The organism is Rheinheimera hassiensis (genome assembly GCF_022436675.1).
GTDB lineage: Bacteria > Pseudomonadota > Gammaproteobacteria > Enterobacterales > Alteromonadaceae > Alishewanella > Alishewanella hassiensis.
In genome coordinates this window covers 89,168-110,938 of record NZ_JAKUJZ010000010.1, presented here as the reverse complement: position 1 = coordinate 110,938, position 21,771 = coordinate 89,168, and the positions used below count along the sequence as shown (strand labels likewise).

Below are 21,771 nucleotides of genomic sequence, written 5' to 3'. Positions count from 1 at the left end.
TTTTTAACTTTTCAGTACAAATAAAGTGATATTAAGACAGTCTATTTTGCGGCCTTAATCTGTTGAGCATTTTGCGCAGTTAATGCAGTTTTGGTAATTTCGCAAACCGCACACGGTAACCAAGTGAACTCCTCTTCATGAAGCAGAAATGGCTTGCCGCAAGAACAGCACTCTTTCATGATGCGTAAACGGCGTGCTCTGACCTTTTCGATCATGTAGTGCATCCGATTAGGCGTCATGTTGTCTTGGGGGTATAGCGTGACGTATGCCTGAAAGAAGCACCACAGGTCTGTGACTGAAATCAACCGTGAATAATCTTCGTTACCGGGAAACAGATGTATGAAAATACGATGAGCTCTGACAATTAGATAGGCTTCCTTGCCACGCATCCAGCCTTCAGAAACGCGCTGTCGTTTCTGGCCATCAGCGGGGCCAGCATAATATTGCTTATACATACCCTTGTCTAAAGGGTAATAGATGTTGAGCAAGTTTTCATTCATGCCGAATTTAGCGAGGTGGCATGCCGCCAGTAACGACTGCATACGTTGATCAACTGCTCTCATCTTTACGCAACCATATCCAAAGCAAATTGGAATGTGTTCTGACAGCGAGCGCACTCTAAAAAATCTTTCAGGGATTTTTCGCTCTTAAAGGGTAAGCGAAATAAAGCGGTATCACTGATTAGTGGAAGAACATCTGTTGGGATCAAAGTTGTAATGTAACGGGCATTGGAAAGAGACATTCCTGTCAGGGCAGAGCACATCTCCACTGATTCTTTTGCGATATCTCTTATCAGCATCAGTATTTCTATTTGCTTACTGATGATTTGGCGGTAAGTAGAAGAGCTGTCATCCGTCAAATCGTAAAAGGACAATGCACCCTCTGAAGATACCTTTTCAAGGTTGCCATCAAATTTAAAAATACAACGAGAATTCTTTTCAACACAGTGCAAATTATGTGTAGCTATAATCGAGAGCTTTGACATCTCACGTGCGAAGGCAATAGAGGTGTTAGCAAAAGCCACATAAAAACCAGGATCTTCAGTCGCCAGCATTTTATGCAAAATAAGAAGGTCAATTTCTGACCGACGAATTTGCTTTAACAATCTATTAAATTGCATTTTATCCCCCTGCACACAAATTAGTCACCAATTATAATGTCAACAATGGACTTTGCAAGTTTTTTCAACATAGATATTTGCATTTTGCCTTGTCCAAGAATGTTAACAAAAAATGCCAATCACCTCGTAGTTTGGTGATTGGCCGTCGGGCTTTTACCGAAATAAACATAGATTGTTGATATTCCACCTGTATCTAATTAAGCCTGGCCCATCAAACCATCAGCTCTTATGAGCCTACTTGAAAAATATCATCAGCGAAGTCTACAATTTCAGATCGACCTTCAAAACGTTGCTCACTTCGATCTGCAGCATTCTCGACTACAGACGGCTTCGTAACAGTTTGGTGGTGTCCAACCTTAGGCTGATGCACACTATTTCTGTCATGGTGAGCACTATTCGAACCCCCGATACCAAGGCGCTCTATTGCCAAGCCCAGATCAGCTAAGCGAATTAATTCGGCATTCCTGTCCTTTGGTGCCATATCGAGACAATGAAGAGCCAGCGGTGATTGTTTTCTGAGAGTGATTTTAAACATCATGCCGCTCCAACTGACTCTTTAACTCTTTTAGCATACTGAACGCCACCCCAATACAGTCCTTCGCATACAACCGTAAGTGAATTTGCATCCCACTGGCCACCAGCTGTTGGCATAACAATTTCGTGATCCGGATAAGCCTGGCTAAGTGCTTCTTTGTAGTGGGTGGCTGGGCCACCAAATAGCAAGATCACGTCAATGTCAGCACCTGAACCTGCTTGATTCCGAATTTGCGTTACTGCAGTGCGTGTGATTTGGTCAATGTTCGGCCGCACGTTAAATTTCACTGCCACATCACGTTTATCAATATCTTTCCCGTCACAAACAGGGAAGGGATATGCCCGGCCTGAAATACGAATGGTACCAGGGTGCTTCCAGAATGCTGCATCAATTACATCGTTTGGTATTCTATCTAACTTCGGAAACGCAGATTTTAATCCAGCTGAAACCTGTTCAATTACGGTACCCATACCTGCTTCTACTGCACCTGAACGGGATTCATTTGGCTTCAGACCACGACTAACTAAATAATCAGCTGTGCCATAACCTATATCAACTGATAGAACTGTCATATCACGAAGCTGGCTATACCCCTTTTGCCCAATTGAATTTGCATAGCTGAGCAATCCAGCCATCGGTTGCACGATAACCCACGCATCTTTAACATGGATTGTCCTTCCCGAAATTGTGTGGGTACCGACAACCATTTTCTTGAGTTCGTTTACCCGATTCCAAGATGTAACAGGGACACCTAAGACCAGCATGTCTATCTCATCACAGTCCATCATGTAGAGCGATCCAAGCAGCAGTGCCTTATAGTTATGACTATCTATATATGTGTTATTTAGAATTCGGCCAGCTGAACGGTCAGACACCAAGCCAGCGTCAGGGCCTACCTCATAGAAAGCATTTTCTACCTGAACTTGAACTGTGTTTCGTCGGTTTAAGCCGGCTGACAAATCAGAGATCTTTGGGTCCACCTGTGAAACTACAGACGAATATGTAGTAATGATAGGTGCTCCATCCTTTTCCACTGACCTTACTAAGCTTGTTGTGCCAAAACCCAACTCAATCGCTCTTACATTCATATTTGAAACTCCACTCGGTTGTTCAAGCCGATCTTCACAAAAATTACAAAACTATCCCTCGTGGGTGCCAAAAGGGCACTTAAAGGGCGCCAAAGTTCTACCAGCCCAATGAGGGCGCTCTATAGGGCGAGTTATAGGCCCCTAGATGTGGCAGTCCGGTGCAAAGTGACCTTGATAGGCCCCTTAAGGGGCTGGTGCATCAAAAGCGGTCAATTGCAGTCCGATATGGGCACCCCGCGGGGCAGTATTAGGACTGGTGGTACTTTAAATCAGAAGTTGAGATTTCAATTTCATTAAGGGAGTGAAAAATGGGCCCTTAGCTTCCCATGACAAAATCAATCAATGACATCATTGCCAGAGATAGGCGTTGACTATGTGAGCGCTTGCTTAAGTGACATCGCAGTCAACAACCAAAGCAGAATCATTAAATATTCCTAAATATTTAGGCGGAATATTTTGTAAGGAGTGTCCATACCATGAATTCCACTAAAAAAAGCGCCTAAATATGTAGGCGTAATTTGATTAGCGGAATTACGGTGATGGTAAAAGCGAGGTCCCTTTAGGCAGAAAAAAAATTCCGCCTAAAGATAAAACTTAGGAGTTTTAACTAAACATGCAGCAGCTCGAAGAGTCGATCCAATATTTGCAAATCCAGCAAGAAGAACTACTGGATAAAGCTGACGAACTCATCTCTGTTTATTGGGCGTGGTTCACCGACTGCAATAGAACTATTAAGGAGCAGCGAAATGCAGGTCTTACTGATGCTCTCAGCGGAATGTATGCACCAGTTATTCAGAGAAAGAAATCTGGGGAAGGCATCAAGCCCTACATTATGTGGCGCAAGTTTGAGCCATCTTCAATAAGGCGATTGAACCCGAAATTCTCTAAAGCCATAAAGCCTGGATTTGATGGTGGATACATGACCGCTCTTAAGAAGGCAACATGGGAACAAGAGCGAGCTATGTCTCTTGAAGTGAAATTGAATCAGCTCAGATTGGCAGTAAACGCCCTGCAGAGTTCGATAGTAAAAATGCGTTCAGTAAAACGGAAAATCGAGAAAGAAACTAACCAACAAGCCAGTGAGGTTTAATATGACCAATCAGACTCTAGAAGTAACGCAAGATTTTGCTGCCCAAGCGGCAGAACCGGTAATTCAAAGCGGTAAAAAAGCAATAAAAAAACCAAGGCCAAGTCGGGCGGAAATGGTAAAACGCAACCTGAACCCCACAACGCATTTGGTTAACGTGCAAAAAACGGTGAAACTTCCACTGAGCTACGCTAGTGACATTCTTCACTACTATCTGCAGACCAACCAATCATTAATGCTCTCTGCCTATGAGCGCTTAGCCGGCCTTAAGCGGATGCTTACCAAAGATAAAGATTTGCTGGCACATGTAGATGAGTGGGTTGCACTTAACATCAGCATTTGTCAGAAGCAGCTTGCTGAAATTGCATCCCAACGTGAAGCTCTGGCCGATGGTTACATTGTGCCTGAGATGAACATTCCGGAGAGCTATAAAACCGAGTTCGTTGCATCACACCCAATTGCCCACAAAATGATTGTTGTCGCTGAAATGGTTGATGAAGAGCTGTCTGAAGTTGAAGCACTGTTCTTTGCCGGCGCAATTGATGATAGCCAATATGCCACATTAAGAGAGCAAGCCATGGTTATTATTCGTGGCTCCGTAGACCGGATCTTTAAAGCTACATCACCAGGCACTCGCACTGGTGGACGTTTCACGCCTCAGCTTCTTGCAAAATGGATCAGGGAAGGTAACCGGTTATCTATGCCGGATATACCGCTTATTGCACAAGATGATGAAAAGGCGGTAGCTGCGGCATGATTTTAAAAATCCTCGGCTATCTGAGATTGTCCCGCCCAAATACACCGGCCACAGATAACGAAGACCGTGATATCTATGGGCGAGTAATTGACGATGCTGAGGTGTATTTCTACCCAAGGCCAGTGAAAGGTTTGCCCCTGCTCGGGCAGGGAACAATCCGCAGAAAGTACAAAGCTAAGTTGCAAGAGCTAAAGCAAAGGATACCTATTGGGGATCACCATCTGACGCCATCCGGTTCACGAGTAATCGATGAGCTCTACTGGAATGTGATTGACCGGCTTATCGAATATGTACATATGATTCCGGCATCTGAAGACCATCATCATAGTGGGCCTGGCGGGCTGTTCTATCACTCAGTTGAAGCCTCTCTCTATGCTATGCGGGCAGCCATTGTAAAAAAATTCGAAACAACGGGCATGATTGACCTCGATAGGGAAATGGAGCCCAGAGCCCGCTATGCCGCATGGTTAGGTGGGCTTGTACATGACCTAGGCAAAGTGCTGGGTGATATCACCGTTGATGCTGTCACCGTGTTTGATAAATACAACTCAATAGTTAATGCCGAACACAATGAAGTGCCCGCGTGGAAACCTGATAAGTGGTCAATCTTTGACTGGGCCAAAGAGCACAAGGTTGTTACCTATTCTGTTTCCTATCGCAAGGACAGAAGACACAACCGCCATAATGTAGACACTGTACTTATGCTGCGCCAAATTGTTGGTGACGGCTATGCCATGGATTATCTCACAGACGGGCCAGTAAACCTGCACAGGGAACTGGGCCGGGTGTTATCAAACTACGAATCAAGTAAAGACTATTTATCTATTTGTGTGCGCGAAGGCGATGTTCTTTCGACTGCAAAAGATATGGCTGTATACACAAGACCCAGCACTGGCTCAGCGCAACTGTCAACACCATCACGTATCTATCGAGCCCTAAAAGCATCACGGCCAGAGTGGGAGTGGAACCAGCGGGGCAAAGAAGGTTGGATAGTTGGTGGTCGGGTTCATGTTAAGTGGCCTACTGCAATTGAAAGCATTATCAAGGGCGCCATAACCCATAACATCGGTATTCCACACAATGCAAAAACTGTTGTGTCCATTATGGAAGAAAACGGGATGCTTAGCCGGTTCGAGCCATCGCACCTCACAATTAAATTCTCACCTGGCAATTTCAGTAATGGTGAAGCCAATATGGTATTGCGTGGCGAGAAATCACTACATTGGGAAGAACTATTACGCTTTGCCTGGAACGGCACCGTGTTTGATACCGACCCATTACCAGATAACGCCCGTGGCCTTATCTTTCTGAGTGAATCAGCAAAAATGTTTATCGCCGATGATAAAGGCGGAATTATTCCTGTAGTTCTCGAACCGGCAACTGCCAAACAATTAAACCTACCTGCACTACATGAAGTCGAGCCGCCAGAAAACGCTGCAGTTATTCAGCAGGCAGAACCGGTGCAAGATGCGCAACCGAAAGAACGAGGCGCTTCAACAGCTGAAACCAATGAAAAAAAACCGGCAGCTAAATCATCACAAACTAAAGCCAAGGTAGTGAAAGCGAAACAGCAATCCGCTGTATCACCTAATAACTCTGAAGCCAAACCAATAGATCAGGAAACGGCTAAAGCTGATACGCAAAAGCCCAAAGCTGAAGCTGTGGTAATTGAGCTTGAGATTGACACCAGTGAAGTGTCATCCGCGACCGTAAAAGCTAAAACCAAAGGCGTTAACTTTGCAGCAGCCAAACAAAAACCTGTAACCAAAGAAGCCGCAGCTGGTGCTGAAAAATCACAATCGAATAAAGCAGAGCCATCATCAGAGCCTAAACTGAAAACTGACAAACCTGCCGAACCCAAACCCAAAGCAACGGGCGGTTCGGTTGATAGTGGAATATCAAAAAGCGCAACGGCCAAACCTTCAATTCAGAGTCTAATTGATGCATCGGTAGCTGTTATCAAAGTAGATGGTTCGGCCTATGCAAAGATTACCGTTTCAGAGTTAGACAGAGCATTTAGCAATAATCGAAAAGCCATCATCAGCCAACTTAAGCACGAAAAGATGCTGCATGTAGATGCGCAAAACCCGACACAGCTTATCCATACTGATAATCGAAACGGATTGAATGTTGAAGTCATAAGGCTAAAAACGCTGGCACTGAAAATGTTCCCTGAACATCTTATCGCCACAGAAATGAGTGCCGATGCTGGCGCCAGCATCAGTCCCTTGGAAATATTAGCAAACAATCTTGTACGCGGCTCGATCGCAGAGATACTGCTTCAAATCCCAATGGAAAAGCTCAAGCTCGCTACAAGCTTTGCTGATGGGAAATTTGCTTATCGAGCGCAACAGATGGCAATCGAGTTAAAACGACATACAGCAATCAACATCAATGATCTCTACAAGCACTTTACAGCTGCAGGACATAAACCAGAGAAAACCACACTAAACGACACAGTATATGAATCCGTTCAGGTCGCAGCGTTGAATGAGGTAATTAATGACTAAACGTATTGACCCCAGGTATACAGAACACTTGTTCAGGCCGATTTACGAAATAAATACTGCCGCAACATGGGCGGCTGGAGCTGTTGCTACACCTATAACAAGTGCAGTGGGCTCATCAATTTCCAATCTCAGCATTCCATTAGGTATATCTGCTGGCATGGCATGTGTTGCAGGGTACTACGGTTCGAAAGCATTGCCACTTTTAAAGCGGCAGATGGCGCTTACCGTCAACAGAAAAGAGTTCATAACATCAAGTGAGCTTCGTAAGAAAAATCTTGTGATTCCCCGCTTTACCGGCAAGCTGAAGAAAGACCCGCGTAACGTGTATATGGGTAAAGGTTACATCTGGGGGCCAGAGCATGCACAACGTGCTTACCAAGTGCTGGACATGGACTCAACCCTATCAGATGTGCAGCTTCCGTTTTTTCTAAAGCCATTAGTGTTAATGATGGCTCGTGAGACTGAAGAATTGGGTGGCTCACCGTGGATTCATGGAATGGGAGATCAAAAGCCAATTTCAATTCTGGAAAACACTCTCTTTGGTCACACCTTTATTTCAGGGAACGTTGGTACCGGCAAAACAACATTGTTGAGGTTAATGTCGGTAAATGCGCTGCACATGGGTAATGTGTTGATCGTGCTTGACCCCAAGAATGATGAAGACTGGAAGGAAACCATAAAGAAAGAAATGGAATACATGGGTATTGGTGATCAGTTCTACCATATCCATCCCTCACGACCACATAAGTCTGCCAGAATTGCACTGTTGAGTAATTACACTCGGATTACTGAGATTGCAAACCGAATCGCCCCGTTAATGGGTGGACAAGGTTCAGGTAAGTCATTCCAAGACTTTGCATACGGCATCATTGTCCATGCTGCACGTGGACTTCGGTACCTTAATGAACCAATTCGATTAACAAGCCTGCAGAAAATCATAGCGAGCGATAGGCGAGGCTTGGCAATGAGAGTGATATCAAGGTATTACGATGAGACACTAGGTGCTGGCTGGCATGGCAGATTAGATGCAACTCTGGAAAAGATGAATCCGGACAGGCTTGCTGCAATGGCTGGATATTATCTGAATGTATTGTCAAAAGAACACCCTGAAAAAGCAGTTGACGGCATGATTGAGCTGGCGCTGCATGATGAAGGCCATTACACAAAGATGGTGGTTTCACTTCGTCCAGTATTTACAGCGCTTACGGCAGAGCCGTTGGATGAGTTGTTGTCAGCAATTGACACTGATGATGTGGATGATGAGCGTCCAGTAGTTGATTTGGCGGCGATAATGGACAAGGGCGGCTGCATCTACATATCGTTAGATTCTCTCACGGATGCACAAAGCGCAGGCTTTATATCAAGGCTGATTATGGCCGAGTTGGCAGCTGCTGCTGGTGACCGATACAACAACAGCACCGGGACGCCGAGAAGGGTGACCATAGCCAATGATGAGGTGCATGCAAGTATTGAAAACAATGACAGTATTTTGAACCTTGCTGCGCAAGGCAGGGCAGCGCAAATCCAAATGATACTGGCGACACAGACGGTATCGGATTTGGAATCAAAAACAGACCCGGCTACAGCGAAACGCTTCCTTGGCCTGTGTAACAACTTCATTTCGATGAGAACAACCGACCCAACAACTCAAGAGTATGTGTCAGAGCAATTCTCAAAAACATCAATATCACAAAGTCAGACTCAGGTTGCCTCTGGCTCCTCGACAGATACGTCAATACTTGAATTTAACGCAAGCTATGGCGAGCGCTTAATGAAAACCCGTGAAGATATGTTCCCTAAGGAATTATTAGGGCAATTACCAGTGCTGCAGTATGTCGCAAGACTTGCGGATGGCCGGCGATTAAAGATGAAGTTAGATGTTTTGATTAACAACGATAGAGATGGGGAGAGAGCGCCATGGGTGCATTAGGAATACAAATGAAAGCCAGGCAAAGCATCCTTGTCGAGCGTCAGGATAAAAAGGCCTACGCCGAGGTCATCGGTAAGGATATCTATGCAGAGCTGGAAAAAATGTCCAACCTGCATCCCAAGCTGATGGAGATATCTATCAGACTGGCAAACTATCTGTCGGAGTGCGTCCGTGATGGCGAAGCAACACTACTGGACATCATTCTGAGTGAGGCTCTGACGGAGTGGTCAACGCGCTATATTCATGATGGCTGTAATGTTGCCTACCAAGCGTTTTGCAAAAGCATTTTTAAGCGGCTGGTAAAAATGTATGAGTATCGGATCACGGGTAAGCGTGGTTACAAACCATTCCATACCACCTATTGGGATTGTACTCGCATCGGCATTACACAGTGGATGCGGGACAACCAGATTAGGGAAGCTCAAATTGTAAAAGTGCATATGGATAGTGCTGCGAGTCAAAGAGAAGCAGCGCTGATAATTGCCCCTCAGATATTTGACCGAAGTGACCTGACAATGTGGGGCTTTCCAGATCCATTAGAACAGCGACCTGTGTTGGAGTCGGTCGCATGACAACAGTTATCACCAAGAACGCAAGCCGATTCAATGTCATTTACGTCATACTGGCATTGTTAGGCCTGTATGCATTTGCAATGATCGTTATCAAGGACACCCCTCAGTACAAAGTTGCTATTGAGGCAGAGCTAAACTATGTACTGGAGAAAATGCCTGAAGCTGAAGGTCAGCACCTTGAGAGTGTAACGCAAGGGCGATTCCAAAGATGGCTCTACGACAGTGGTGCATTCTATAAGCTAAAAAGCATGTTTATGCCAAAAGATGTGCAATATCAGGAGGAGATGTCAAAAGGCATATTCTCTGTAAAGCGTGTGCATCAGGTACTAAACAATCTGCAGTATCTTGTCTACCAGTTCATTATGCGAATTACGTTGGTCGAATTCTGGTTGTACACCATGCTTCCGATGATGGTTGCTATGGTGGTTACGGGGTATTACAACTGGAAAAAGAAGACATATCAGTTGGGCGGCCAGAGTGTAAACGTGGTTCGGTTATGGTTAAAAGTGGGCTGGGGTTTCCTGCTGCTTATGAGCTCTTACCTCGTCATCCCTAATATTGCCGGAGCCTATACGTTATTTGCTCCGCCACTGCTGATGTTCATTATGGCTCTGGCCATTTCAAAAATCATTCAGTCATTTCACAAGTCATTTTAAGGATAATCATGCTCGGGTTTTTCAAAAAGAATCAGGTTCAGCAGCCACAAGACATTGCCACAGTATTAGATAAGCATCTTGGGTCGTATGTTCGTACTTCGGTCGCGCATAAGATGTTGCTTACCGGGCTATTGATATTTGGTGTTGGCATGTCAGTGTACTCAGGCATGCTCAATGACAGCGCCGGCAAGAACCACATTGCCTTAATCCAGATAAAAGGGGAAATCAGTGAAGATAACCCGACTGGAAGCGGCCTAAAATTTAGTCGCGTCTTTGAAGAGGCCAGTAACGACAGCACTGTGAAAGCGATACTCATCACCGCATCATCCGGCGGTGGCAGCCCGACGCAAAGTGAAATGATGTACGAAACAATAAAGGACTATGTGAAGAAACCACTTTCAGAACGAAAGCTGGTAGTGGTGTCAATGATGGATTTATGTGCAAGTGCGTGCCTGGCCAGTGTAATTGCCTCGGATAAAATCTATGTGCATCGCAACACCCTTATAGGTTCAATCGGTGTGAGGATGGACGGATTCGCTATTGATGATGCACTGTCAAAGGTTGGCATTGAGCGTAAAGTGTTGACAAGTGGCAGCCTAAAAGACCTGTTAGATCCCTACCGTAAGCTGACCGGTGAGGAAGAAGCCTTCATCAAATCTACGATAATGATGCCGCTGCATAACACCTTTGTATCTATGGTCAAGGATGCACGTGGTGACAAGCTAGCTACTGACAACCCCTTACTTTTTACAGGTATGGTTTGGACCGGAGAGGATGGGGTTAAGAATGGACTTGCTGATGAAGTAATGACAACAGCTCAGCTTGAGAAACACCTTAAGGACGAATACCAGGTAACCGAAGTGAAGACCTACAACAAAGAGAGGTTTACACTTTCAAAACTTATAAATTCGGGGCTTGAACATGCTATTAGTCAAGCCTTGAGTAAGACACAAGCTGAAGTCACCTACTAAAAGCATTAATTGACTACCAACATAAACCCGCCGACACATGGCGGGTTTTTATTTCGCGATAAAGCCTGACATATCACTCCTTACGGGTGCGCTTTTTGACTGACAAAAGTTGCGCCCAATATCAAACACTAACTAAGCCATACAGATTTCATCGGCCGACAACTACTTGGAGGGATTTTCCCGAGTAGGCATTATGTATTGCACAAAGTAAGGCGTCTGACGCCGGCAAAAGGTTAGAGTTATATGGGTGTACTGGTATCGGCCCGCCCAACCTATAGGCCACCTATAGTGTTAAAGCCTGCGAACTTCAATGTAGAAGGTACCATCACTATAAATCATGAAGTAGGCCTGGCAAATGACGCTCATAGCAAGCGGCACTAACGAAAAATGTGGTGTAATAAACACGATAATTAGAAAGTATCACACAACCTTACACACCCTAAACATCTACCGTAAGCCCCTCAAAAGGCCGTAACAGTCCCCTTATGGGTTACCTAGTGAAGGGGCCGCCGATTGGGAAGGCTAAGCCTTTAAAATCAAAGCTCTTAGCCAAGATACCTGTTTAAAAAATGCAGTTTAATACACAGCGTCAAGCATTAATGCTCACTAACTGTACAGGTAAAGACATGAAATTAATCCCCAACTTCAAAGCATCAATTAAAAAAATTGCTACCCGTAAAAATGCAGCTCTGGCGCTTTTAATCACTCTTTTTGCTGGCGCCGCTGCAGCCGGTTCAGGCGGTGCTGAATTCGAACCAATGTATGACCAAATTGCAGACTGGTTGGATGGCGCTCCCGGTAAATCGGTAGCGGTACTTGCGTTTGGTTTTTCTATGTTTAACGTAATGCGCCAGAATTTTACTGCAGCAATTGGCGCGTTCGTTGGCTGTTTATTGATGGCCAACGCTAAAACAGTTATCGAATCGTTCCTGACAGCCGGTTTACCGTTGTAAGAATTTAATGACTCAGTTTTCCTGATAGTTTCTGAGACATTAGACAACCCCGCTATGCGGGGTTTTTTATTGGTCGGCATTACTAAGGAGCCAAAATATCAAACCTTAAGAAAAATTGGTTCTACAGATAGACGGTATAAATACATCCAATTGAAATACCGGTAAAAGCAGATGAGTGATAACCCTAACGAGTACCGTGTGCCAAAACGCATTAACGACCCAATTTTGCTTTGGTTCTTTCCAGTAATGCACGTAATGCCCATTTTCTTTGCTGCTGGGGCATCAGTGTTTTGGTCGCACCTAACACTTTACTTCATGCTTGGTGGCTTTGCCTGGTACTTCATAGTTAGTCACATAGATGCCAGGTATTCACGCGGGTATTTGTTCCATAGGGTTTGGGCATCCGGCGTTACGACGGGCCTTTTGAAAGAAACTAAAACCGTTGCAGATCCGGTTCAGCAAGAGTACTTCCAATGAAGAAAAAAGATAGCATAGTTGCAAAGTCCTACAGTGACTATGAGAAAAGCAAGCGTGTAAACCAAATCACTATTGCAAGCCTTTCTGTAGCGTTATGCATTACCACGTATATGGCTTTGCGTAATAACGTCGAGATCATCGTCACTCCTCCACAATACTCGTCAGAAATTGTGATTCAAGGTAGCAGGGCGAATGAAGCCTATATGACTGGCCATGCAATGAGTATCGCCGGCCTAATCGGCAACCTGAACGAGAGAAACGTTGACTTCGTGGTCGACCAGGTTACCAGGATGATGACGCCATACTTACGGTCAAACCTCGAAGGTATGTTTGTTAAAGAGGCTCAGATCTTAAAAATCCGTAAAGCATCGCAGCACTTCATTATTGAAGACATGATGTATGAACCGAAAAACAACATCGTTTGGGTGTGGGGCACAAAAACCCTGAAATTATCTACGGGTACAGAAGATACCCAGCGCTTTACCTATGAGCTTAGAATCGAGCCTGTATCAGGATCGCCGCGGATCACGCATTTTGACGCCTATAACGGTGTGCCGCGCAAGAAAAACAATGACTATGTGGTAGATGCAAAACCAATTAACACTCAGCATCTGGAAGAAGTCATGGGCACGACCAGCGATAAGCCAACCCGCTTCAAAATCCAATCACCGGACAGCCAGGCCGGCAATTCAACTGGAGAGAGCAAGTAATGAAATTGAAATTATCCCTTATGGCATTAGCAATAATGGCCAGCGCTGCATCTGCTGATGGTACCGGCCGCATTCCTATTGAAGATGTCAGCACAGGTCGACTAGTTGCTCCGCCACCTGATTTTCTTGAATTTGAACAGCAGCCTGCAAGCGGTATCCGTATAGACGCAAATGCTATCCGCACAGGCATTCAAAAGCTGCAAACACCACAGTATCAGGACGCCATCGAAGAAAGCGAGCGTATTTTTGAACAGGTTCCTCAATCAACACCAGCGCAAACTACTCAAAACGAAGTGATGGATAAAATCACCAAATCGTGGAAGCCGCAGCAGATTTTAAAGTTAAGCCCGGGTGAAAACATTGTCATTCCAGTAGGTCAAGGCTTGATGAACAGCATTCAGACCAATTTCAAAATGCTTGCCGCGCGGACATCTGACAAGGATTCAATCCTTGAAATTGAAGATGGATTTTTATACGTAACCATCAACAACAACCAGCCGGTAGGCCTGATCCTATACGAAGATGGTGTCATGGAGTCACAGGTATCAGTAACACTGGTGCCAAGTTCACTGCCACCGACAATGATTGACATTACCGTTGAGATGTCGGAGCAGATGCTAGCCAAGTCTGAGGAGTACAGAAAGAGAATTGCGCTGGAAGAAACTATAGCCAATGAAGAAGCGACATCAGGTAACCGAAATACCGAATATTCTGACCGTATCATCAACCTTCTTACACCGGTTGCAAAAGGCGACCTGCCTCGTGGCATGAGCCTGACCAACGACATCCCGGGATACCTGACTACTCCATGTCAGGTAACGATTTACCAGGAAGCCGGTCAGCGAATTACCGGCGGCCGCGAAATCATCGATGTTGTCCTTATGCGCAACGACACTGCCCGCGGTTATCGTGTCCGTGAAGAAATGTGCTTAAGCGCCGGCGTTAAAGCGGTAGCGCTTTTTGAAAAGAGCTATCTGCAGCCTGGCGAAGAGACTGAAGTATATATTTTGCGGGACAAACTTTATGAGCAGGAAATGGCACGTAAAAACCGCCGGCCGCGCCTGACAGGCAACGCTAATTGAGCAGAAGTTTCGCTAACACATCTTGGCAAGTGGTAGTTATGCCAATTCATATATTGGCCGCTAAAATAATCCCGTCAGTGAAGGAAGGGTAACATGCAACAGATAAAGCTCATGTGGGCAAATCCAGATACACGAAAATACATTGTCTATGGTTTTATCGCTGTGGCAATGGTTTTTCTCTTTAACTCTATGGGTTCAGAGGAGTCAGGGCCCAAAGCCAGCAAGAAATATTCAACCCGCGAAGGTACCGCATTTGGTGTGGCCTCATCAGCATCCAAAATTGCTGAAAGCGACTCAGCAAGCGTTATCAAAGAATTGACGCAGACATTCGCCGAAAAAGAGAAAGATATAGATGTACGTGAAACGGCCATGAACAAGAAGATGGCAGATCAGGAAAAATCACTGCTGGAATTGCAGGCTTCTGTGTTTGAACTGACGAAAAAATTGGATGCTTCGCTGAAAATGCAAACACGCGATCTTCAAGCCGACCAACCAGGACAGCAAGGTGTAAATCAAGCTGGTAAGGCTCGTGTGCAAGGTGAAAAAACTACAGTTGATGTTGTCGACCGTCAGGGAAACATTGTTCAGCGCAACCAAACACAAATTATCACACCACAGCAACCGGCAATTGAAGGCCGGGTGATCAGGACCATCACTCAGCGTAATGTACGAGAAGTGCGTAAATCTGGTGAAGTAGAACAAAAGGATATCCAGGTTTCTGAGCTTACTCAGAGAAATCAAAAAATTAATGACACCTCTGCCAAATCGAAGGCCGAGCAGGAAAATAAAAGTGTTGTTGGAGAGAACGATGGTGAATTCACTTTAACTATGGGCTCAATAATCACCGGCGTATTACTTAACGGTGCGGCATTACCTACAAGTTCGAGTGGACAGAAGGACCCCATGCCTATTCTGATGCGGGTAAAAAAAGAGGCTATTATGCCAAACCACTTCACCTTGGATATCCGTGAATGCCATTTACTGGGTAGCGGAATTGGTGATTTGGCATCAAGCCGGGGTTATATCCGTGCTGAAGCAATCAGCTGTATAACCAACGATGGCCAGGCCATTGAGAAGAACATAACTGCCTATGCGACATCGGCCGGAGACGGCATGAGCGGTATAGCAGGTGATGTGGTGTTTAAATCCGGCGCCATGCTGTCAAATGCCATGAAGGCAGAGTTCCTGGCTAACTTTGGTAAAGCGATCGCGCCCCAGCGTGTACAGTCACTCAACGTTAACCCAGGCCAGTCATCGATGTGGGAAGCACAGAATTTCAATTATGCCGGCGCTTCAGGTGTAGCAGGTGGATTTGGTGGGGCTGCAGAGCGGCTATCACAGTACTACATGGATTTAGTCGACCAGACATTCCCGGTAATCGAAGTATTGCCGGGTACCGAAGTGGATTTCATTGTTCAAAAGGGTATGACTATGAAGCTTGGCGGCGAAGTAATGGCAGGAGTGCAGCAGTAATGCAAATGAGCAAAATCACGATACTCATCCATACACTTATTTTAGTCGGTGCCAGCGTACTTATTTCTAAGTACATGACGATGACTGAGCTTGAAAAATACGCGGCCGCCAATCCCCAGCCTCGTATAGCAGTTGTCGATTTCGATAATCTGGTGAAGTCAAAGCTCGATAAGGGCGAAGATCCGGTTAAGGTCCTCAAACATGTGCAGATGATTACTATTGCGGCCATGGCGGACGGATACCTGCTTTTAGATAAGCAATACGTCACCGCGGCAGCGCCGGCATTCATTCTCCCGGATATTCCATACGACCGACTTGAGCAGGTGCTTAAAGAGCGCGGGCTAACGCCGGTTAGCGATGCAGCTGCGCAGTCAGAGCTCAACACAACAAAGCAGTCTCTGGACGAACTCCTCAAAAAGTAACAATAAAAAAGGCCTGGCATCCCAGGCCTTTTTTTTGGGCAAAAAAAACCGGCATCAGGGAGAGAGGTCTGATACCGGCAAAGGTTGGGCTCATTGTATCTATGGGCATGCCGGCTAAGCCCGGGCACCTGACATGCATTTAATCGTTTAGGACTGCAGGAAGCTTAAAAGGGCCGGCATAAGGGAGAGAGGTCTTCTGCCGGCAAGGGTTGGGTTTGCTTCTTGTTTGTCGCTATGTGAGGTAGTATCAGGTAATTCAGAAACCGGGCAGCAAAGCTGATTAATCAAATCGCAATAAAGCGAAAGCTTCAAAAATAATTGAGGACAGATAATTCAGAAGTTGTACCATTTTATCTGGGAAAAATAACAACAGACCAACGCAAACAACAAATCCTAAGACGAACTCGAACCAGTGCCAGGACACATCATTATTATTCTGTCCCTTTGACAAAGCCACATCGGGATGACTGGCTACATTCTGACCAGAACCTTTATGTGAAGCTCTAAACTCTTTTGGCCGGTACCAGTAATCCCTTTCATCCTGCGCCATCTCTAAACCTCAACACTTAATAAATTCTCTGAATTCTACAAAAGCAGTTTCATGACAGGTAAAGCTAAAGAGCAGAATAACTGGCGCTTACCATTCCTTTGTAGTTGCTAATTGCTACTATGCTAGTCGGTATCCCTCACTTCACTTTTCCAGTCCCAAGCCTAAATTGGGCTGGGCAGCGCTTCGTAGTAATGCTGAACAATGTGATGTCCCTCAGGTAGTATGGCCCGGGTGCAATAGTGTATTCGCTCGATGGGAATGAGCTCACCAGCATCCAGTCTGTCTAACCACAACTGATACGCGCACCGTTCATATGGCCACAGGAATGAGGTTGTCTTCGCAAGATCTCTGATTGAAGCAATATTGCCGGCCCTGGCACCCAGCCTCAATTGCTCCAACTCTTCTGATTCAGAGTGGAGTTGATGAAGCATGTAGCTGGCGGCCAGTGCAAAGAAACAGGCTAAGAAAGGGAATTTGCGTTTAGTCATGATAAAGCCTCGATTTAATACCTTAACTTAACTAGACGGAATCAATTCATTTTCTGGACATTGGGAAATGAAAATTGCCGACTAAGACCACAAAACAATGGCCCTTAGCAAAGCCCGCGGAGGTATTTCAGCAATAAGATGGGTTTAAGTAAAATTAACGGAGCTAAATATGAGTCAAAGTAATTCCATTAAATCAATTTCAATCACGGCACTATCCTACATCTTTGCTGTACTGGTGGCGGTAACGGTTGCGGACTGGGTAAACATTATGCTGTCTCTTAAGAACCCTTTAACAGCCATCGTTTTCGGAAGCTCGGTAATGCTGTCACTGATAGCCGGTAAACAGCTGGCACTTAAGTTAAATGGTAAAGGTGATCAGGTAAACCTTCAAACCATACTCAAGGATGTAAAACTAATCTGCATCGTTGCAGCTTCCATTTTGGTCGGATACTCATTGGGCCATCAAATTGTGGGCAAAGAGAACATCAATCTGAATCTGATGATCGGCTTTGTCTTCGGCTTGTTACAGTTTGCTTTCCTGACCAGCAAAAAACAAAAGGCTGAAAGACCAAAGGCTGAAGGGAAGTAATTCGAACAGTATCAAAAAGCGAAAAGGGGGATTATTCCCCCTTTCTTACTTCCTGATTCGTCCTGTATGTACGTCATGGCCAGCATCAACATTAAAACCCTATCTGTTAGATCGGTGGTGGCTATGAGCACGACCTTCTTCCTGCCACTGACGCCAATCTGGTTTACCCATAGTACCGGTGGCTAAATTCAGAAGAATCGCTACAGCAACAAACACTAAACATCCGACTAAAAACATGGTGCACCTCCTAATTGATATGCAACCATTATATCGGTGTGTAGATTTCACGCAACAAAGCTTGCCGGCAGATGCCAGCTAATAGTTCGGCCTTTGAGTGGCCATTACCAGGGTAAGAACATGCGCCTATTAAATTGGCATAATCAATACCCCGTGTATAAGCTCTCCAGAGGCCGCAGGCGCTGCCAACGGGAAAACCCCTGATGTCTTCTTAATCTCACGTGCAATCGCATCAGAGCGCCAACAATCGCCACCGACTACCGATGGATCACATAGATAAACCAGTTCATTTGTTTGCAACGTCATGACTGACGATATTGTGTCAATGTCATACCTTGAAGCTATATCGAAGATGGACAGTGATTCTGGTGCGCCATCAGGCCATAGCGAACCATCACCGGTAGTGTATTGAGTTAGTAAAACGGTGAAATCGTCATTCCCCCACGCACTAAACCAGCCGCATGGATGGCCCGTGGCACTTACGTAAATCTCTTTTCCGGATGCATTGATTAATACGCCGGTATAGGGTGGGGTAGAGGAGGCAAGCTCTATCACCCTCGCGCTGTCATGGTAGAAGAAGCTAAAGACCTGCTCATGAGGAAGCAGTATAAATGAGCTGCCCTGGCAAATCAGAACATCTTTTAGAAGCTTTAATTGCATTGGTTCAACCCAGCTGACCACAGATACCAGCAATATGCATGAACTCAAAATTACCGCAATAAATCGAACTGGCAAACAGAGAGCATTTCAGTTTTTAATTGCATTGAAAATAAAGGATCGCGTTTCGCCTAGGAATGCAGCCAAAATAAGTGTATCAGGACAGGATGTTTAACTCGGAAACTTCATAACTGCTTAGGTTAAAGGGGCCGCGGCAGTGGCACCGCTATCGCCCATGAGGAAGCTACAGTTGATTACTCACCCTCAACACATCGAAGTAGCCGCAAAATGAAGCGGGCCTTAACCATTTACAAAAAGTGACTCTGGCAAAGACCCTGGCAGCGCTGGCTGAAGAGGCGCCTGGTTTACTTCTCGACTCTTGCCTTCTCCAGCCTGTCCCAAGCCTCAAATCCGGAAAGACCTTCACGGCTCAGCTTACTAGCTATGCTCAGGTCGCCAGCATGGCGCAAGAAGAGCTCTGAGCATTCATCATTCTGATAAACATTTGGGTATTTTGCCAAATCAAGGACTAATTTTAACTCATCGCGGTAGCCTGAATCTGAGGGCTCCTGCCTTAACGCTTTAAGCTTACCGTCTGCGTCACGTAATAAGGCTTTGCGATGCAGCCCCTTAAGGTGAAGAGGTAACAATAGTGAACTAACTATTTCATCAGCACGAATTACTTTATAAGCACACCAGTTTGGTACGACCGAGATAACACCTTGATCAATCAAAATATCACATGCGAGGGTGGCTTCAACCGCTTCGTTAACGTCCGTTCGTGCATATATCTCAATGCAGCCGATTGATTCAGGATTTATCTTATCAATCAGATCCCAGAAGGGCGGATAGGAGGTACCATCTTCTAAAATACAGTGGTTATTATGAGTAGCCAAAAATCTGTTAAATTGACGCGTAACGAAATCAGCGCTCAACTGTACAGATGGGTGCTTTTTTAAAGCGGCACAAACCTTGTCCATACTCAAAACCGCCTGGCCATTCTCACAACGGTATTGCCCAAAGAAAAAATCGGTTTTATGAGCCATGCAATAGATCTCCCTTCAGTCTCTTTTTTGTCTTTATCACTACTTCAATACTCCAAGAATAAAAAATCAAAATATCAAGCTCACAGTTTGCAAGCAATGTATTGTTACAATCAGCTTAGCTACACGGCAAAATCACTGGAGGTTATTTCCGAGCTCATTCCATAGCTTTGAAGTGCTTTACCTGCCGGCGTTACTGAGACAAATACTACCCGCCTCACACCATTGCGAAGACGAAAATGGACGGCAATATCAGAGCCGGCCATGGATGGTAACCTATCAAGCAATTCCTCTACAGTCACGACCGTTCAAAAATCTGCAGCATGTCTAATATCAACCATAAGGTTGAACTTCTGATAGAAATAAAATTTTAAAGCGAAACCAGTGAAATCCACTGGGTTAAGCAGCCGAAATACGAGCCTTTAATGCGCCCACACCTCACAAAGCCCAGATATCATTCCCTTACGAACCGGCACATCAGGAGAAAGTATGATTTTTGATATCAATAATGAAGCACCAACCAAGCAACAGATTGACTCTCAACGTGAATCCTTGAAATCCAAACGCGAAAGGCTTATCAACACTAAGCAAACAGTGCTCAATGTTGTTCGGGCGTTAGGCCTTATCGCAGTTTTTTATCACTCTTACATAATCCTCACTGACATTGCGGGTTCTGTTGGCGCCAGTCCCGAACCCGCCATGCTATTGGTTTTTGTTAAAATAGGTTTGCTGGTTGCTACTGCACACCTTCTGGCGAATCGATTCACCCAAGGTAAGTTGTTTTACATTGAGGCACACATCAATGACTTGAATGAACTTTCGCCTGAGGTGAATAAGGCAGAATTATCAAAGCTGCATGACCTGGCCATTCAAAATAAGACTATTCACAAATACCTGAAGTCAGTTTTTGCTCAAAACAGACAACCGTTATTTGCTGAACTTTACATCGCAGAAGATAAACAATAGGAATTCATAAGCCATTCATCAGCGCCAGGCTGATGTGTGGCAGTGAACAATTGAACGCCTCAGTCGGCATGGTACGTCCGGATCATGGGGGTCAACATACTGTTGGGTTTGCCAATAATACGTTGATAACCTGACACAGTTGCCGGGCACATTCGTTTTAGCGAGTCGAAGTATTGTTTACACGATTTAGAGTCATTTCCGCCCAGATTGTCGAGTACCACTTGAAAGCCCTGTGATGCTACTTCGGAACTTATAGAGTCAAAAGCCTTGCTTGCGCCATCGCCTAATTCTGCAACGTTTTTTATATACTCATATGAGCATGCATTAAGCATGTCATCTGCAGCCTTCTGAGTGATTTCAGAAGCCGGTTCTTGCAATGAATCATTCTGCTCAGCTTCACATTCTCTCAGGAACGTAGTGAATTCAGCGGGTTTAGCTTCAAGTTGTGTTACAAACCAATAACTCTCAACGGCATCTACAGTAGTGCCTCGTTTATGCAGGGTTCCACTAAGAGATAAGTAACTCTCAACAATGCCATGAACAGCCATGACAAAAGCAAAAAGCCCAATACACACCACAATTCGAATTCCCATTTATACTGCTCCATGTTTACTACTACTATGAACATATCAGATTTGATCCACGCTCAATCCAACAAATTCGTATTTTTCATGACGCCGGCCGGTACCTTTGATTCCCTATTCATTCAGTTTCCGCTACTTGAGTCATTTCGCTAGCCATTGAAAATGCTGATATTGAATGGCAGGATAGAGGTACAAACCATATTGGGAGCAAAGGATTGACAACAATATCCACTCGGCATGTTGCCAAGGAACTCAGGTACGCTTACCGCGGTGACTTACTTATTTGCATAGACCAGTTGGCCAAGAATGAAAAC

The 21,771-nt window shown here is 45.1% G+C and carries 24 protein-coding genes; 15 read left to right on the top strand and 9 right to left on the bottom strand.

Annotation, left to right across the window (positions count from 1 at the left end; genetic code table 11):
- Positions 1–41: 41 nt before the first annotated feature.
- The 4 genes from MJX74_RS19495 to MJX74_RS19480 all read right to left on the bottom strand — a co-directional run bounded on the left by MJX74_RS19495 (position 42) and on the right by MJX74_RS19480 (position 2,743).
- Entirely contained in the window at positions 42–563 is a 522-nt protein-coding gene (locus MJX74_RS19495; protein ID WP_240224680.1) for a hypothetical protein, read from the bottom strand.
- Between the two features lie 2 nt (positions 564–565).
- A complete protein-coding gene (locus MJX74_RS19490; protein WP_240224679.1) occupies positions 566–1,120 on the bottom strand; it encodes a hypothetical protein in 555 nt (184 codons plus the stop codon).
- 226 nt (positions 1,121–1,346) lie between these two features.
- Positions 1,347–1,658 carry a hypothetical protein gene (locus MJX74_RS19485; RefSeq protein WP_240224678.1) on the bottom strand — a complete coding sequence of 104 codons (312 nt, stop codon included), beginning with the start codon at positions 1,656–1,658 and terminating at the stop codon, positions 1,347–1,349.
- Positions 1,655–2,743 (bottom strand): ParM/StbA family protein, encoded by a 1,089-nt coding sequence (locus tag MJX74_RS19480; RefSeq protein ID WP_240224677.1) that lies wholly within the window; start codon positions 2,741–2,743, stop codon positions 1,655–1,657. The genes MJX74_RS19485 and MJX74_RS19480 overlap by 4 nt, the downstream gene beginning before the upstream one ends.
- Positions 2,744–3,356: 613 nt before the next feature.
- Between MJX74_RS19480 and mobI the strand changes: the two genes are divergently transcribed.
- The 13 genes from mobI (at position 3,357) to MJX74_RS19415 (ending at position 16,343) form a co-directional block, all read left to right on the top strand.
- Complete coding sequence (mobI, locus tag MJX74_RS19475) at positions 3,357–3,833, top strand: conjugative transfer protein MobI(A/C) (RefSeq protein WP_240224676.1); 477 nt, start codon at positions 3,357–3,359, stop codon at positions 3,831–3,833.
- 1 nt (position 3,834) lies between these two features.
- Positions 3,835–4,587, top strand: a complete 753-nt coding sequence (locus tag MJX74_RS19470; protein WP_240224675.1) for a hypothetical protein — start codon at positions 3,835–3,837, stop codon at positions 4,585–4,587.
- Entirely contained in the window at positions 4,584–7,097 is a 2,514-nt protein-coding gene (gene mobH, locus MJX74_RS19465; RefSeq protein WP_240224674.1) for a MobH family relaxase, read from the top strand. The genes MJX74_RS19470 and mobH overlap by 4 nt, the downstream gene beginning before the upstream one ends.
- On the top strand, positions 7,090–9,027 hold the full coding sequence (gene traD / locus MJX74_RS19460) for a conjugative transfer system coupling protein TraD (RefSeq protein ID WP_240224673.1): 1,938 nt from the start codon (positions 7,090–7,092) through the stop codon (positions 9,025–9,027). The genes mobH and traD overlap by 8 nt, the downstream gene beginning before the upstream one ends.
- 8 nt (positions 9,028–9,035) lie before the next feature.
- Positions 9,036–9,599 (top strand): hypothetical protein, encoded by a 564-nt coding sequence (locus MJX74_RS19455; RefSeq protein ID WP_240224672.1) that lies wholly within the window; start codon positions 9,036–9,038, stop codon positions 9,597–9,599.
- The gene (locus MJX74_RS19450) at positions 9,596–10,255 is read left to right on the top strand and encodes an IncC plasmid conjugative DNA transfer DtrJ family protein (protein WP_240224671.1); all 660 of its coding nucleotides are present in this window, start codon (positions 9,596–9,598) and stop codon (positions 10,253–10,255) included. Before MJX74_RS19455 ends, MJX74_RS19450 begins: the two co-directional genes overlap by 4 nt.
- Before the next feature lie 8 nt (positions 10,256–10,263).
- Positions 10,264–11,226 (top strand): S49 family peptidase, encoded by a 963-nt coding sequence (locus MJX74_RS19445; RefSeq protein ID WP_240224670.1) that lies wholly within the window; start codon positions 10,264–10,266, stop codon positions 11,224–11,226.
- 569 nt (positions 11,227–11,795) lie between these two features.
- A complete protein-coding gene (gene traA, locus MJX74_RS19440) occupies positions 11,796–12,179 on the top strand; it encodes a TraA family conjugative transfer protein (protein ID WP_240224669.1) in 384 nt (127 codons plus the stop codon).
- Between the two features lie 171 nt (positions 12,180–12,350).
- Positions 12,351–12,656 (top strand): type IV conjugative transfer system protein TraL, encoded by a 306-nt coding sequence (locus tag MJX74_RS19435; protein WP_240224668.1) that lies wholly within the window; start codon positions 12,351–12,353, stop codon positions 12,654–12,656.
- On the top strand, positions 12,653–13,366 hold the full coding sequence (locus MJX74_RS19430; protein WP_240224667.1) for a type IV conjugative transfer system protein TraE: 714 nt from the start codon (positions 12,653–12,655) through the stop codon (positions 13,364–13,366). Before MJX74_RS19435 ends, MJX74_RS19430 begins: the two co-directional genes overlap by 4 nt.
- A complete protein-coding gene (locus MJX74_RS19425; protein ID WP_240224666.1) occupies positions 13,366–14,448 on the top strand; it encodes a TraK domain-containing protein in 1,083 nt (360 codons plus the stop codon). Before MJX74_RS19430 ends, MJX74_RS19425 begins: the two co-directional genes overlap by 1 nt.
- A 93-nt stretch (positions 14,449–14,541) precedes the next feature.
- Complete coding sequence (locus MJX74_RS19420) at positions 14,542–15,921, top strand: TraB/VirB10 family protein (protein ID WP_240224665.1); 1,380 nt, start codon at positions 14,542–14,544, stop codon at positions 15,919–15,921.
- Complete coding sequence (locus MJX74_RS19415) at positions 15,921–16,343, top strand: hypothetical protein (protein WP_240224664.1); 423 nt, start codon at positions 15,921–15,923, stop codon at positions 16,341–16,343. The genes MJX74_RS19420 and MJX74_RS19415 overlap by 1 nt, the downstream gene beginning before the upstream one ends.
- 280 nt (positions 16,344–16,623) lie before the next feature.
- On the opposite strand, the gene MJX74_RS19410 is transcribed toward MJX74_RS19415, so the two are convergent.
- Entirely contained in the window at positions 16,624–16,893 is a 270-nt protein-coding gene (locus tag MJX74_RS19410) for a hypothetical protein (RefSeq protein ID WP_240224663.1), read from the bottom strand.
- A 657-nt stretch (positions 16,894–17,550) separates the two neighbouring features.
- Between MJX74_RS19410 and MJX74_RS19405 the strand changes: the two genes are divergently transcribed.
- Positions 17,551–17,970, top strand: a complete 420-nt coding sequence (locus tag MJX74_RS19405; RefSeq protein ID WP_240224662.1) for a hypothetical protein — start codon at positions 17,551–17,553, stop codon at positions 17,968–17,970.
- A 99-nt stretch (positions 17,971–18,069) separates the two neighbouring features.
- Here the strand turns inward: MJX74_RS19405 and MJX74_RS19400 are convergent, their stop codons facing one another.
- The 3 genes from MJX74_RS19400 to MJX74_RS19390 form a co-directional block, all read right to left on the bottom strand.
- A complete protein-coding gene (locus tag MJX74_RS19400) occupies positions 18,070–18,207 on the bottom strand; it encodes a hypothetical protein (protein WP_240224661.1) in 138 nt (45 codons plus the stop codon).
- 129 nt (positions 18,208–18,336) lie between these two features.
- The gene (locus tag MJX74_RS19395; RefSeq protein ID WP_240224660.1) at positions 18,337–18,867 is read right to left on the bottom strand and encodes a hypothetical protein; all 531 of its coding nucleotides are present in this window, start codon (positions 18,865–18,867) and stop codon (positions 18,337–18,339) included.
- Between the two features lie 362 nt (positions 18,868–19,229).
- Entirely contained in the window at positions 19,230–19,910 is a 681-nt protein-coding gene (locus tag MJX74_RS19390) for a hypothetical protein (protein WP_240224659.1), read from the bottom strand.
- Positions 19,911–20,396: 486 nt separating this feature from the next.
- On the opposite strand from MJX74_RS19390, the gene MJX74_RS19385 reads away from it, so the two are divergent.
- A complete protein-coding gene (locus MJX74_RS19385; RefSeq protein WP_240224658.1) occupies positions 20,397–20,873 on the top strand; it encodes a hypothetical protein in 477 nt (158 codons plus the stop codon).
- Positions 20,874–20,932: 59 nt separating this feature from the next.
- Here MJX74_RS19385 and MJX74_RS19380 read toward each other — a convergent pair whose 3' ends face one another.
- Positions 20,933–21,466 (bottom strand): hypothetical protein, encoded by a 534-nt coding sequence (locus MJX74_RS19380; protein ID WP_240224657.1) that lies wholly within the window; start codon positions 21,464–21,466, stop codon positions 20,933–20,935.
- Between the last annotated feature and the right edge of the window lie 305 nt (positions 21,467–21,771).

Excerpts from the sequence above, each read along its gene's own strand:
- MJX74_RS19495 (WP_240224680.1), bottom strand. The coding sequence starts at position 563 with ATGAGAGCAGTTGATCAACGTATGCAGTCGTTACTGGCGGCATGCCAC.
- MJX74_RS19490 (WP_240224679.1), bottom strand. The coding sequence starts at position 1,120 with ATGCAATTTAATAGATTGTTAAAGCAAATTCGTCGGTCAGAAATTGAC.
- MJX74_RS19485 (WP_240224678.1), bottom strand. The coding sequence starts at position 1,658 with ATGATGTTTAAAATCACTCTCAGAAAACAATCACCGCTGGCTCTTCAT.
- MJX74_RS19480 (WP_240224677.1), bottom strand. The coding sequence starts at position 2,743 with ATGAATGTAAGAGCGATTGAGTTGGGTTTTGGCACAACAAGCTTAGTA.
- mobI (WP_240224676.1), top strand. The coding sequence starts at position 3,357 with ATGCAGCAGCTCGAAGAGTCGATCCAATATTTGCAAATCCAGCAAGAA.
- MJX74_RS19470 (WP_240224675.1), top strand. The coding sequence starts at position 3,835 with ATGACCAATCAGACTCTAGAAGTAACGCAAGATTTTGCTGCCCAAGCG.
- mobH (WP_240224674.1), top strand. The coding sequence starts at position 4,584 with ATGATTTTAAAAATCCTCGGCTATCTGAGATTGTCCCGCCCAAATACA.
- traD (WP_240224673.1), top strand. The coding sequence starts at position 7,090 with ATGACTAAACGTATTGACCCCAGGTATACAGAACACTTGTTCAGGCCG.
- MJX74_RS19455 (WP_240224672.1), top strand. The coding sequence starts at position 9,036 with ATGAAAGCCAGGCAAAGCATCCTTGTCGAGCGTCAGGATAAAAAGGCC.
- MJX74_RS19450 (WP_240224671.1), top strand. The coding sequence starts at position 9,596 with ATGACAACAGTTATCACCAAGAACGCAAGCCGATTCAATGTCATTTAC.
- MJX74_RS19445 (WP_240224670.1), top strand. The coding sequence starts at position 10,264 with ATGCTCGGGTTTTTCAAAAAGAATCAGGTTCAGCAGCCACAAGACATT.
- traA (WP_240224669.1), top strand. The coding sequence starts at position 11,796 with ATGCAGTTTAATACACAGCGTCAAGCATTAATGCTCACTAACTGTACA.
- MJX74_RS19435 (WP_240224668.1), top strand. The coding sequence starts at position 12,351 with ATGAGTGATAACCCTAACGAGTACCGTGTGCCAAAACGCATTAACGAC.
- MJX74_RS19430 (WP_240224667.1), top strand. The coding sequence starts at position 12,653 with ATGAAGAAAAAAGATAGCATAGTTGCAAAGTCCTACAGTGACTATGAG.
- MJX74_RS19425 (WP_240224666.1), top strand. The coding sequence starts at position 13,366 with ATGAAATTGAAATTATCCCTTATGGCATTAGCAATAATGGCCAGCGCT.
- MJX74_RS19420 (WP_240224665.1), top strand. The coding sequence starts at position 14,542 with ATGCAACAGATAAAGCTCATGTGGGCAAATCCAGATACACGAAAATAC.
- MJX74_RS19415 (WP_240224664.1), top strand. The coding sequence starts at position 15,921 with ATGCAAATGAGCAAAATCACGATACTCATCCATACACTTATTTTAGTC.
- MJX74_RS19410 (WP_240224663.1), bottom strand. The coding sequence starts at position 16,893 with ATGGCGCAGGATGAAAGGGATTACTGGTACCGGCCAAAAGAGTTTAGA.
- MJX74_RS19405 (WP_240224662.1), top strand. The coding sequence starts at position 17,551 with ATGAGTCAAAGTAATTCCATTAAATCAATTTCAATCACGGCACTATCC.
- MJX74_RS19400 (WP_240224661.1), bottom strand. The coding sequence starts at position 18,207 with ATGTTTTTAGTCGGATGTTTAGTGTTTGTTGCTGTAGCGATTCTTCTG.
- MJX74_RS19395 (WP_240224660.1), bottom strand. The coding sequence starts at position 18,867 with ATGCAATTAAAGCTTCTAAAAGATGTTCTGATTTGCCAGGGCAGCTCA.
- MJX74_RS19390 (WP_240224659.1), bottom strand. The coding sequence starts at position 19,910 with ATGGCTCATAAAACCGATTTTTTCTTTGGGCAATACCGTTGTGAGAAT.
- MJX74_RS19385 (WP_240224658.1), top strand. The coding sequence starts at position 20,397 with ATGATTTTTGATATCAATAATGAAGCACCAACCAAGCAACAGATTGAC.
- MJX74_RS19380 (WP_240224657.1), bottom strand. The coding sequence starts at position 21,466 with ATGGGAATTCGAATTGTGGTGTGTATTGGGCTTTTTGCTTTTGTCATG.